10 protein-coding genes and 1 pseudogene are annotated in these 11,695 nt (G+C 44.9%); 5 read left to right on the forward strand and 6 right to left on the reverse strand.

All coding sequences use genetic code 11. From position 1 onward, the window contains the following. Positions 1-1,147: SUMF1/EgtB/PvdO family nonheme iron enzyme (locus O9324_RS02165; RefSeq protein WP_288139367.1), on the forward strand; the 1,147-nt coding region annotated here is incomplete at its 5' end. A gap of 727 nt (positions 1,148-1,874) precedes the next feature. Here O9324_RS02165 and O9324_RS02170 read toward each other — a convergent pair. Further along, positions 1,875-2,648 (reverse strand): Uma2 family endonuclease, encoded by a 774-nt coding sequence (locus tag O9324_RS02170; protein ID WP_288139368.1) that lies wholly within the window; start codon positions 2,646-2,648, stop codon positions 1,875-1,877. A gap of 190 nt (positions 2,649-2,838) precedes the next feature. Here O9324_RS02170 and O9324_RS02175 point away from each other — a divergent pair, with 190 nt between their 5' ends. Beyond that, positions 2,839-3,762 (forward strand): serine/threonine protein kinase, encoded by a 924-nt coding sequence (locus O9324_RS02175; RefSeq protein ID WP_288139370.1) that lies wholly within the window; start codon positions 2,839-2,841, stop codon positions 3,760-3,762. Positions 3,763-3,902: 140 nt separating this feature from the next. Continuing rightward, positions 3,903-4,778, forward strand: a complete 876-nt coding sequence (gene glyQ / locus O9324_RS02180; RefSeq protein ID WP_002771993.1) for a glycine--tRNA ligase subunit alpha — start codon at positions 3,903-3,905, stop codon at positions 4,776-4,778. 146 nt (positions 4,779-4,924) lie between these two features. Here the strand turns inward: glyQ and rpsJ are convergent, their stop codons facing one another. The 5 genes from rpsJ to rpsL form a co-directional block, all read right to left on the reverse strand. Beyond that, complete coding sequence (rpsJ, locus tag O9324_RS02185) at positions 4,925-5,242, reverse strand: 30S ribosomal protein S10 (protein WP_002740287.1); 318 nt, start codon at positions 5,240-5,242, stop codon at positions 4,925-4,927. A 92-nt stretch (positions 5,243-5,334) separates the two neighbouring features. Continuing rightward, complete coding sequence (gene tuf / locus O9324_RS02190) at positions 5,335-6,564, reverse strand: elongation factor Tu (RefSeq protein WP_002771996.1); 1,230 nt, start codon at positions 6,562-6,564, stop codon at positions 5,335-5,337. Between the two features lie 146 nt (positions 6,565-6,710). Then, positions 6,711-8,786: an elongation factor G gene (gene fusA / locus O9324_RS02195; RefSeq protein WP_002771998.1), complete on the reverse strand. Its 2,076-nt coding sequence runs from the start codon at positions 8,784-8,786 to the stop codon at positions 6,711-6,713. A 143-nt stretch (positions 8,787-8,929) separates the two neighbouring features. After that, positions 8,930-9,400 (reverse strand): 30S ribosomal protein S7, encoded by a 471-nt coding sequence (gene rpsG / locus O9324_RS02200; protein WP_002758831.1) that lies wholly within the window; start codon positions 9,398-9,400, stop codon positions 8,930-8,932. 155 nt (positions 9,401-9,555) lie between these two features. Then, on the reverse strand, positions 9,556-9,939 hold the full coding sequence (rpsL, locus tag O9324_RS02205) for a 30S ribosomal protein S12 (RefSeq protein ID WP_002740176.1): 384 nt from the start codon (positions 9,937-9,939) through the stop codon (positions 9,556-9,558). A 418-nt stretch (positions 9,940-10,357) separates the two neighbouring features. Between rpsL and O9324_RS02210 the strand changes: the two genes are divergently transcribed. Both O9324_RS02210 and O9324_RS02215 read left to right on the forward strand, forming a co-directional pair. Further along, positions 10,358-10,693, forward strand: a complete 336-nt coding sequence (locus O9324_RS02210) for a type II toxin-antitoxin system RelE/ParE family toxin (protein ID WP_353851674.1) — start codon at positions 10,358-10,360, stop codon at positions 10,691-10,693. Continuing rightward, positions 10,686-11,558 (forward strand): annotated as a pseudogene (locus tag O9324_RS02215) (HigA family addiction module antitoxin); the annotation flags it as partial. The gene O9324_RS02210 and the pseudogene O9324_RS02215, both read left to right, overlap by 8 nt. Between the last annotated feature and the right edge of the window lie 137 nt (positions 11,559-11,695).

The following is an 11,695-nucleotide window of genomic DNA, read 5'->3' on the forward strand; positions in this document are numbered from 1 at the left end:
CAAGTTAGCAGATTTTGGCTTAATTAGAACTTTAAATAACAAAAGCCACACTCAAACCGTCCACAATAGCGGTACAATTATTTATATGCCTCCTGAAGCCTTTAGGGGGGATATTTCCTCAGCTTGGGATCTGTGGTCATTGGGTATTATGTTAATCGAAATGACCACTAATCAACTTCCCTATAAGTTTAATAATGATATTAATCAATTAATGGCCAAGGTGATGAATTGTGAGCTACAAATCCCTAGTTTACCGAAAGAGTTTAAACCGATTATTGAAGGGTGTTTGCAAAAAGATAGAAAACAAAGATGGACTGCACAACAGGTTTTAAATGCCTTACAACCTCTGGGATGGACTTCTCCCCCGTCACCTCCACCAGCACCGGCAGCAGTCAAAAAGCCTGTTTCACCTACTCCATTTACCGAAAAACTACCCAATCGAGTAACACTGGAGATGGTGAGCTTACTAGCAGGTCAATTTCTCATGGGTTCTCCTGACAGTGATCCCGATGCTAGGGATTCGGAAAAGCCTCAACACCAAGTTAAAGTCAACAGTTTTGCGATTGGGAAATATCCAGTGACTCAGGCACAATATGAAGCAGTAATGGGAACCAATCCCTCTAAGTTTCAAAACAATCCCCAAAATCCGGTAGAAAATGTTAGTTGGAACGATGCTCAAGCTTTTTGTCAAAAATTGAGTCAAATAACCGGGAAAACCTATCGCCTACCGACGGAAGCGGAATGGGAATATGCCTGTCGTGCGGGGACTACTACTCGCTTTTATTTCGGTGATGATGCTAATCAGTCAGGAGATTACGCTTGGTATAGCGCAAATTCTCAGAGTAAAACTCATCCTGTGGGCCAGAAAAAGCCCAATGCTTGGGGACTCTATGACATGAGTGGCAATGTTTGGGAATGGTGCGAAGACGATTGGCACGATAACTATATCGGAGCGCCAAAGGATGGATCTGCGTGGCCTATCAATAATGATAATCGTTCTCATCTCAAGTGTCTGCGCGGCGGTTCTTGGAACAGCTACAAAGCACCTGATTACTGTCGTTCTGCCATCCGCAGCAGGAACCTCCCCTCCTACGACAACTACAGCCGCGGTTTTCGGGTGGTGTGCGGTGCTGGGAGGACTCTGTAACCCTTATTCTCTTTATTACCCTTTTTACCCTTGTTTCAAGGCTCTGCCTTGAAACACAATATTTAAGGCTCTGCCTTAAAGCAATATTCAGGTAGAACCTGAAGAGAGCGTTCCCAGGTAGAACCTGGGAACGAGATAGCCGCGGTTTTCGGGTGGTGTGCGGTGCTGGGAGGACTCTGTAACCCTTATTTTCTTTTTACCCTTTTTACCCTTGTTTCAAGGCTCTGCCTTGAAACACAATATTTAAGGCTCTGCCTTAAAGCAATATTCAGGTAGAACCTGAAGAGAGCGTTCCCAGGTAGAACCTGGGAACGAGATAACCTACGATCGACTTAATTAGAGTTTGCATAGACGATTCAATTTTCAATTTCTGTCGATGGCGTTTGGAACTGAAACCCTTGGTAGGGACAATTCATGAATTGTCCCTACATTTTCGGAGTATAAATCATGAACTATCCCTACATTTTCGGAGTAAATTTTATTAATTATTCCTAGTTTTTTGGAGTAAAATCCATGAATTGTCCCTACATTTTCGGAGTATAAATCATGAATTGTCCCTACGTCTGGCTCTTCTCGACTTTGTGTGATAAATTTAAATTATATAAGAGCGATCGATCTTTGTGTCCTCTGTGTCTCTGTGGTTCCTTCCACTCACTGCCCTAAGACTGTATCTTAGAATACATTTTACCCACCAAACCCAAGAGATCCCACTGACCACCTTGCACCCCTACAAGGTTTCATCGGGATTAATGCCTAATTCTCTTAATCTTGCCGTTAATTGCTCAATTTTTTGTAAAGCCAGTTCTTTTTGTTGACGTTCGTATTCTTGTTGCTGTAAAGCCAGTTCTTTTTGTTGACGTTCAGATTCTTTGGACTGTTTCTCCAGAAGAGCGGCTTCCTCAGGTGTTGGGATTAACTGACCCCTAGGACTAAAATAACGCAATTTATCGGCGTAGATCCCTAAATATAAGCCCAATTCTTCACTCCATAACCAACCTTGCTGATTGGGTTCAATCGGTTGATATTTTCCCCTAATTAACGTATATCCTTCAAACTCTAAACTATAGGGGTCAAACCAGAAATAATCAGGAGTCCTAAATGTATTTTGATAAATTTCTTTCTTTTCTTCCCTATCAGTCTTAGCGGTACTTTCTGAGAGGATTTCTATAATCACATTAGGATATTTTCCCTCTTCTTGCCATACTACCCAACTTTTCCGGTTTTGGTTTCTAGTTGTTCCCAATACTACAAAAAAGTCGGGTCCTCTAAAGTATTCTGATTTTTTCTGATTGGGACTGTAGTAGATGGTTAAATTCCCGGTTGCAAAGTAATCTTCTCTATCTTGCCATAACCATTCTAGGCATTTTATCAACAAAATAATCTGAGTTAGATGTAAATTACTTTCCAATGGCGGTTCATCACTCCAAAATTCGCCCTTGGGGAAGATTATCTCATCTTTTTGGGCGGTTTGGCTAGGGGATAGGGGTTGAGTCGTAGTCATGGTTATCTGCTATGAATAATAAGCTGCCCGTGTATTTAAACTGCTTGTTGAGATGAGACAAGGGGCAACAGTAAAGGGATTGGGGAAGATTCAGCTAATCTAAGGATAGGCGGTTAAAATGCGTCTTAGCCTATTATTATGTGTTAATCTCATCTTTACAGATCAAAACCCCACATCGTCTAAGGAGACAATGGCCGCTAATTCTCGGAATAAATCGCCCGTTTTTCTCGGCTGTTCTGGCAGAATCGCTATTTTTTGCCTCTTGATGTTATTATCGGCGGTAATAGGCTGGTTAATCGGGAAACAGTGGGTTAAACACAGCAATCAACCCCAAACCGTTAAACCCGTTTTTGCCACGGAGGAAAATAACTTTAATTCTGCCACAGATCGGGCATGGCAACGGAAAGCCGAGATGAGAAAGCGCCGTCTGGAGTTGGGAATTGATGGTCAGTTTTTTAAAAATCTCGTCAATGAATTGTTTAACCTCCGCTATGGGGATATCAAAGAGGAAAAACAGAAACAGGAACAAAGAGACATTCTAGCAGCAGAAATACTCGATCGCTTAGAACGTCTCGATTCTGGCACTAGAGAAGCATTAGGTAGCTACGACGAGCAACAGCGAGAAAAATGGCGAGAACAAGTGAATCAGTTACGCTTAAGCAGTAGAGTCCTTAATTTACTCACTGATACCGCCTTTTTTCAGCTATTTCCCGAATTGACAGAAAGACCAAATTTTGATAGCGGTCTAGGTCAACTGTGGAGTGGCTTGGCCTGGAATCAGTTACAATCTTTACAGTCTGGCCTATCTTACCAAGCGATCGAAAGTTTAGACGCGGGGGGAGAGGAAGTTATCGAGGCAATTCTCAGCGAGGGGCAAGGAAAAGCCTATGCAATAAAATTGCGTTCCAGTAATCGGTTAGACTTAAATTTAGAGGCGGAAGGCGAAGTTTTACTATCTTTCTACTCTCCCACGGGTAATATTACCCTTTTAGATAAGTCTAGCGATCGGCAATGGTCCGGTCAATTACCCGAAGAGGGATTTTATGAATTAGTTATTTTCCCCCAATCTTCTACCCCTGTTCACTTTCGCTTGCAGTTAAAAGTAAGTCAATGACTTTAACTGTCAGGAGACAGTTATCAGTTATCAGTTATCAGTAAACTGATCACTGAAAAGCTCCCCACTTCCCAATTCATAATTTATAATTCATAATTTATAATTTATAATTCCCCTAATCTCCTTTTTTACTTTTTCCCATGTCTTTAACTTTCCAAGCTGTTATCGCTAAATTAAATGAATTTTGGGCCGATCGCGGTTGTTTAGTTGCTCAACCCTATGATACCGAAAAAGGTGCGGGAACCATGAGTCCCCACACTTTTTTAAGGGCAATTGGTCCGGAACCTTGGGCCGTTGCCTATGTGGAACCCTGTCGTCGTCCAACGGATGGCCGTTATGGCGAAAATCCCAATCGTTTTCAGCACTACTATCAATATCAAGTCCTAATTAAACCCTCTCCTGATAATATTCAGGATATCTATTTAGACTCCCTGCGGGTGTTAGGAATTAACCCAGAAGATCACGATATTCGCTTCGTGGAAGATAACTGGGAATCTCCCACCCTCGGTGCTTGGGGTGTGGGTTGGGAAGTGTGGTTAGATGGTATGGAAATCACCCAGTTTACCTACTTTCAACAGTGTGGGGGTATCGATTGTCGTCCCGTGGCGATCGAAATTACCTACGGTTTAGAAAGATTAGCCATGTATCTGCAAGATGTAGAGGCAATTAATAAAATTCAATGGAATGAAAATATCCTCTACGGCGATATTTTTCTGCAAAATGAAATCGAACAATGTACCTATAATTTTGAGGCTTCTAATCCTGAATTATTGTTTAGTTTATTCAGTTTATATGAACAGGAAGCTAAACAATTAATCGATCGCTCTCTGGTGATTCCCAGTCTAGATTATGTTCTCAAATGTTCCCATACTTTTAATTTACTCGATGCTAGAGGTGTGATTGCTGTAGCTGAAAGAACCCGTTATATCGGCAGAATTCGCAATTTAGCTCGACAGGTTGCTCAATTGTATTTACAGCAACGAGAAGCTTTAGGTTTTCCCCTACAAACGGTTTAGCGATCTGGTGCATCGCCAAAGATGCACCCCTACCAATTGTACTGCTCTTCTTTTAATAACTTCCTTTTATCAAAAATCCTATTTAAAAGTTATGGGAGAGTGGGGAAGAAAAAAAGATGTTAGTGATAACATCTTTTTGGCATTTTTTACAATTTAACTTCAATATCAACCCCTGCGGGTAAATCTAATTTCATCAAAGCATCGATTGTCTTAGAAGAGGGTTGGTAAATATCAATAATGCGGCGATGGGTGCGGGTTTCAAAATGTTCACGGGAGTCCTTGTCAACGTGAGGGGAACGCAGGACACAATAAATCTTTCTTTTTGTCGGTAGGGGAATCGGTCCGATCGCTGTGGCGTTAGTTCTATTGGCAGTATCGACAATCTTCTCACAGGAAGTATCGAGTAAGCGCTGGTCAAAAGCTTTCAAACGAATGCGAATTTTCTGTTGTTGTAATGTAGCCATAATTTCACCTATTGCAATTGTCAAGGTACGAGATAAAGACAGTAACGGAGCAGTTTTTTGTCATTAACTGCCCCGTTAATTAGTAGATCGGCCTACTTGATAATTTTGGAGATAACGCCAGAACCGATGGTGCGACCACCTTCGCGAATAGCGAAGCGCATACCCTGTTCAATAGCGATCGGGTTGATCAGTTCCACGGTCATTTTGATCCGGTCTCCCGGCATGACCATTTCTACGCTGCTGCCATCATCGGCGGTGTAGTCTTGGATAGTGCCAGTTACGTCGGTTGTCCGTACATAAAACTGAGGACGATAGTTTTTAAAGAAAGGAGTGTGACGACCACCCTCTTCTTTACTTAACACATACACCTCACCTTCAAACTGGGTGTGGGGTTTGATTGTACCCGGTTTAGCGATCACCATGCCGCGCTCGATTTCATCTTTTTGGATACCACGCAGGAGGATACCTGCGTTGTCACCGGCCATCCCTTCGTCCAGACTTTTCTTGAACATTTCGATCCCGGTGACGGTGGTGGGGCGAGTTGCTTTGATCCCGACTAATTCCACGTTATCACCCACTTTCACCTTACCGCGTTCGATCCGACCGGTAGCCACCGTCCCCCGACCAGTAATCGAGAATACGTCTTCTACCGCCATCAGGAAGGGTTTATCTATCGCCCGTTCGGGGGTGGGGATATAGCTATCCACCGCGTCCATCAATTCATAGATCGCATCTACCCACTCGTTTTCGCCTTTTTGGGCTTTGGGGTTTTTGGTCATGTAGTCGAGGGCTTCTTTCGCAGAACCGGCAATAATGGGGATATCGTCGCCGGGGAAGTCGTAATTGGTGAGAAGTTCGCGCACTTCCAGTTCCACGAGTTCCAGTAATTCCTCATCATCCACCATATCTTTTTTGTTGAGGAAGACCACCAGGTTAGGTACACCCACCTGACGAGCCAGCAGGATATGTTCCCGGGTTTGGGGCATCGGGCCATCAGCAGCCGAGACCACGAGAATACCACCGTCCATCTGTGCCGCACCGGTGATCATGTTTTTTACATAGTCGGCGTGGCCGGGGCAGTCCACGTGTGCATAGTGGCGATCAGCGGTTTCGTACTCAACGTGAGCGGTGTTGATGGTGATCCCGCGAGCCTTTTCTTCGGGAGCGGCATCGATTTCATCGTATTTTTTAGCTTTGGCATTACCTAGGGCTGCTAGGGTCATAGTGATAGCGGCGGTGAGGGTAGTTTTGCCGTGGTCAACGTGACCGATCGTACCGATGTTAACGTGGGGTTTCGTCCGTTCAAATTTAGCGCGTGCCATTTACTTTCTGTTCCTTTGTTTTTTTTCTTCTTCAGGTGGGTGAACAGTAATCAGTTACCGGGGAGTCAGTTTTAAGTTAGCAGTTATTCGGGTTGACCGATCGAATTTAAATGATCGGTTTGTCATCACTGCTCACTGGTCACTGATTAGCCGTTCCCTTTACTTTTGGTGATAATCGCCTCGGCCACGTTGCGGGGGACTTCTTCGTAATGGCTAAATTCCATGGTGAAGATGCCGCGTCCTTGGGTTTTGGAGCGAATATCAGTGGCGTAACCGAACATTTCCGCTAGGGGAACTTTAGCGGAGACTTTGGCGATACCAGTCTCGGTTTCTTGACCTTCGATTTGTCCCCGACGGGAGTTAAGATCACCGATGACGTTACCGATGAAGTCTTCGGGTACTTCCACTTCGACTTTCATCATTGGTTCTAGGAGAACGGGGGCAGCTTTCATCACCGCTTCTTTGATCGCCATAGAACCGGCAATCTTAAAGGCCATCTCGGAGGAGTCCACATCGTGGAAAGAACCATCTACCAGGGTTGCTTTCAGGTCGATGACGGGATAACCCGCTACGATTCCCGATTCGCAAGCTTCTTTCATCCCCTGTTCTGACGGGTTGATGTATTCTTTGGGGATAGCACCACCGACAATTTTGGAGACGAAGACAAAGCCCGAACCCGGTTCACCCGGTTCTAGTTCGATGACGACGTGGCCGTACTGTCCTTTACCGCCACTTTGACGGATAAATTTACCTTCGGCCCGCACGGGTTTGCGGACGGTTTCCCGATAGGCAACTTGGGGAGCGCCCACGGTTGCTTCGACTTTGTATTCCCGCAGCATTCGATCGACCAGGATTTCCAGATGCAGTTCTCCCATCCCGGCGATTACCGTTTGATTGGTTTCGGGATCAACTTTGACCCGGAAGGTGGGATCCTCATCGGAGAGAGCTTGCAGAGCTTTGCTGAGTTTCTCGATGTCCTGTTTGGTTTTCGGTTCCACCGCCACGGAGATAACCGGTTCGGGGATAAAGAGGGATTCTAGGATAATCGGGCTTTTCTCATCACAGAGGGTATCCCCGGTAATGGTGTTTTTCAGTCCGATCGCCGCTCCTAGATCACCAGCGCGCAGTTCATCCACTTCGATCCGTTCGTTGGATTTGAGGACGATCAGGCGAGCGATCCGTTCTTTGGTTCCTTTGGTGGAGTTGTAGGCGTAGCTGCCTTTGGCTAGTACACCGGAATAGACCCGCAGGAAGGTTAAACGACCGAAGGGATCGGCCATGATTTTGAAGGCCAGGGCTGAGAAGGGCGCATCGTCCTTAGCCTCCCGGATGGCCTCGCTGCCATCGGGGAGAATCCCTTTAACGGCCGCTACTTCCGAGGGTGAGGGTAGGTAATCTACCACGGCATCGAGGAGCAGTTGTACCCCTTTGTTTTTGAAAGCCGAGCCGCAGAGGACGGGAACAATTGTACCAGCAATCGTCCCTTCCCTGAGACCGCGTTTGATTTCGGCTTCGGTGAGTTCTTCACCTTCTAGATATTTTTCTAGGAGTTCTTCATCCGCTTCCGCTACAGCTTCCACTAGCTGTACGCGGAATTCTTCGGCCTTTTTCAATAAGTCTTCGGGAATGTCGGTTTCTTCTATGTCTTTCCCTAGATCGTCCTTATATATATAGGCGCGCATCTTGACGAGATCAACGATCCCGCTCAGTTCGCTTTCTGCGCCGATCGGCATTTGGATGGGAACGGCGTTAGCTCTGAGGCGATCTCTTAATTGTTCGTAAACTTTGAAGAAGTTCGCTCCCGTTCTGTCCATTTTGTTGATAAAGGCAATCCGGGGTACTTTGTACCGATCGGCTTGTCTCCAGACGGTTTCCGATTGGGGTTGTACACCACCAACAGAGCAGAAAACCGCTACTACTCCATCGAGTACCCGCATGGAACGTTCCACTTCAATGGTGAAATCGACGTGGCCGGGGGTGTCAATGATGTTGATGCGATGATCTTGCCAACTGGTACTGATGGCGGCGGCGGTGATGGTGATTCCCCGCTCCCGTTCCTGTTCCATCCAGTCGGTAATTGCCGTTCCGTCGTGGACTTCGCCCAGTTTATGGGCGACTCCCGTGTAGAACAGGATTCTTTCTGTTGTCGTTGTTTTGCCCGCGTCTATGTGAGCGGCGATTCCGATGTTTCGCACTCTCTCTAGCGGGATAGTCCGTGCCACAGCAACCTCCTTGCTTTGCTTGCCAGTGATGGGGTTTTGTTCTAGGATTTTTTACACTATTTACAATTCTATACTTTTCTTGACAGTTTTTTGGCGGCAGCGGTGTGATCCACCGCCCTTAAAGTATCTTTAAAGTATCTTTCTTAGTAACGATAGTGGGCAAAGGCTTTGTTGGCCTCTGCCATCCGGTGGGTTTCTTCCCGTTTTTTGATCGTGCCGCCGGTTTCATTGGCCGCATCCATGATCTCGTTGGCCAGTTTACCTGCCATGGTTTTGCCGCCTCTGGTTCTGGCATAATGGACTAACCAACGTAGTGCCAATGTACTACCGCGATTGCTGCGTACTTCCATCGGGACTTGATAGGTGGCTCCACCGACCCGGCGGGCTTTCACTTCCACCAGGGGGGTGGCGTTTTTAACGGCTTTTTCAAATACTTCTAGGGGTTCTTGACCGGTACGTTCGCCGACGGTTTTCAGGGCATCGTAAACGATGTTAGCGGCTAGGGACTTTTTGCCCGATCGCATAATCCGGCGGATGGTCATGCTGACTAAACAGCTATTGTAAACGGGATCGGGGGGAATAGGACGTTTTTTGACGTTTTTACGGCGAGACATCGGAGTATTCCTGAATTTTCTAGGTTAACTTTAACTTTTGCTTGACAGTCGGATGATTACAGCCCATCTCAAACCCTCTCCTGCGAGTTTTCAGTCTCTTGGGTTAACTTTGACCGACTCGGTGGGAGTATTTTCTTGGTTAATCAATTCCCTGTTTATTTAGCGGCGGGTTTGGGGCGTTTGGTTCCGTACTTAGACCGCGCCTTTTGACGGTTTTTCACCCCAGTGGCATCGAGGGTGCCGCGAATGATGTGATATCTGACTCCGGGTAGATCTTTGACCCGACCGCCGCGAATGAGGACGACCGAGTGTTCTTGCAGGTTATGACCGATACCCGGGATGTAGGCTGTCACCTCAAATCCAGAGGTCAAACGTACCCTAGCCACTTTCCGTAGGGCTGAGTTGGGTTTTTTCGGTGTGGTGGTATATACTCTTGTACAAACTCCCCGACGTTGGGGGCATTGTTTGAGGGCGGGAGATTTGGTTTTTCTTTTCGCTTTGGATCTTTCGTCGCGTATTAATTGCTGAATGGTGGGCATGATAGGGCTGTATCTAAGGTTACTCTGAACTCCTTTTACCGAAGGTCAAATCGTTGACAAAAGGCCATTATAGCAAATTGTCGCTGTTGTTGTCAAGTCGCTTATTGTGCTTTTCTCCGGTTTAGAGGTTTAGAGATTGTCTTTTTCTTGGGCAGCGGCGGCACTTAATTTGAGCGTTATTAGGCGATAAAATCATATTTTCGTTGTTTTGGCTTGCTAGTGCAATTTTAGCATAATTATCACCTGATTTATCGGCTAATATCTGAAAAACTGTCTCTAGCTAACCTCATTTTCAGAACTGGTGTCTAGACTATTAGCTCTTAACGCTATATTTAGAGCTTTTGTACTGGATGCACCAGAGGCTACCATAAAATATTGTTAACCTCAAAGGTTAACAATATTACAAGAGTCATCTACAATTGATATTGTCTTTAAGGAAAAAAAATTTGAGAACGAATGCAATAGCCAAAGACTACTGAAAAAACAGTATGGAGAGAAGATGGCTAAGAAAATCAGGCAAAGACTCGACGACTTAAAAGCAGTTATTGTCCTGGAGGAAATGCGATCGCTTCCGGGACGTTGCCACGAATTATTATATAACCGTGCTGGACAACTATCCCTAGATTTAGTTCATCCCCTCAGACTAATTTTTGAGCCGGCTAATATACCGATTCCTCGAAAAGCAGACGGGGGAATTGATTGGAAGAAAGTAACCGCAGTCGTAATTATTGGCATAGTTGACACCCATGACTAATACTATTGAGAACAGATATGCACCGGATTTTATTTCTCCACCGGGAGAAACCCTTGCCGAAATCCTAGAAGAAAGAAATATGTCTCAATCGGAACTTGCCCAACGCATGGGCAGACCGAAAAAGACTATCAATGAGATCATAAAAGGTAAAGCGGAGATTACTATCGATACCGCCTTACAGATAGAGTTAGTGTTAGGAACTCCCGCTGGTTTCTGGATAGAGCGCGAAAGACTTTATCGGGAATATTTAGCGAGAAAAAACGAGAATCAAAGATTAAAAGGTTATTTAGACTGGTTAAAACAAATTCCTTATCGGCAGATGACTAAACTAGGCTGGCTCAAGTTTTATGAGGATAAAATAGAGCAATTACGGGAGAGCTTGAATTTTTTTGCCGTTGTTTCCCCTGAGCAATGGGAGGAGATTTGGGGGATAAATTTATCGATTGATTTTGGAAAGTCTCAGGGGTTTGAGAGCGATCAAGGGGCAATAACAGCATGGTTACGTCAAGGAGAAATAGAGGCATCCAAAATTAATTGTGCTGATTACAACGAGTTGAAATTCAGAGATGCCTTGCAGCAAATTCGTTCGTTAACTGTTAAGTCGATCGAAGTATTTCAACCGCAAATGATCGAGCTTTGTGCGGCAGCGGGAGTTGCCTTGGTTTTTGTTCCTGAACTTCCGAAAACAAGGGTATGCGGTGCTACCCGTTGGTTAGGTTCTCAGAAAGCTTTAATTCAATTGAGCGATCGATACAAAACCAATGATCATTTTTGGTTTTCTTTTTTTCATGAAGCTGGTCATATTTTATTACATGGGAAACGAATTTTATTTTTAGAGGGGCAAGAAGATATTCAAGATACAATAGACCTCTTGCATAATTTTTTTATGGTATAATATAAGGTTTTGCTTTTTTCTCAATTCTTAGATTGAAGTGGAAAAAAGAATAAAATGTGATCTTAGGTCAGGAAATCATCTATAATTTTGCTATGTTTATTAGCAAA

The sequence above is a fragment of the Microcystis sp. LE19-84.1B genome (assembly GCF_027531875.1).
GTDB classification, from domain to species: Bacteria; Cyanobacteriota; Cyanobacteriia; order Cyanobacteriales; family Microcystaceae; genus Microcystis; species Microcystis panniformis.

What these genes read in the sequence shown, in the direction of transcription:
- O9324_RS02170 (WP_288139368.1), bottom strand. Translation starts at nt 2,648, where the DNA reads ATGACTACGACTCAACCCCTATCCCCTAGCCAAACCGCCCAAAAAGAT.
- O9324_RS02175 (WP_288139370.1), top strand. Translation starts at nt 2,839, where the DNA reads ATGGCCGCTAATTCTCGGAATAAATCGCCCGTTTTTCTCGGCTGTTCT.
- glyQ (WP_002771993.1), top strand. Translation starts at nt 3,903, where the DNA reads ATGTCTTTAACTTTCCAAGCTGTTATCGCTAAATTAAATGAATTTTGG.
- rpsJ (WP_002740287.1), bottom strand. Translation starts at nt 5,242, where the DNA reads ATGGCTACATTACAACAACAGAAAATTCGCATTCGTTTGAAAGCTTTT.
- tuf (WP_002771996.1), bottom strand. Translation starts at nt 6,564, where the DNA reads ATGGCACGCGCTAAATTTGAACGGACGAAACCCCACGTTAACATCGGT.
- rpsG (WP_002758831.1), bottom strand. Translation starts at nt 9,400, where the DNA reads ATGTCTCGCCGTAAAAACGTCAAAAAACGTCCTATTCCCCCCGATCCC.
- rpsL (WP_002740176.1), bottom strand. Translation starts at nt 9,939, where the DNA reads ATGCCCACCATTCAGCAATTAATACGCGACGAAAGATCCAAAGCGAAA.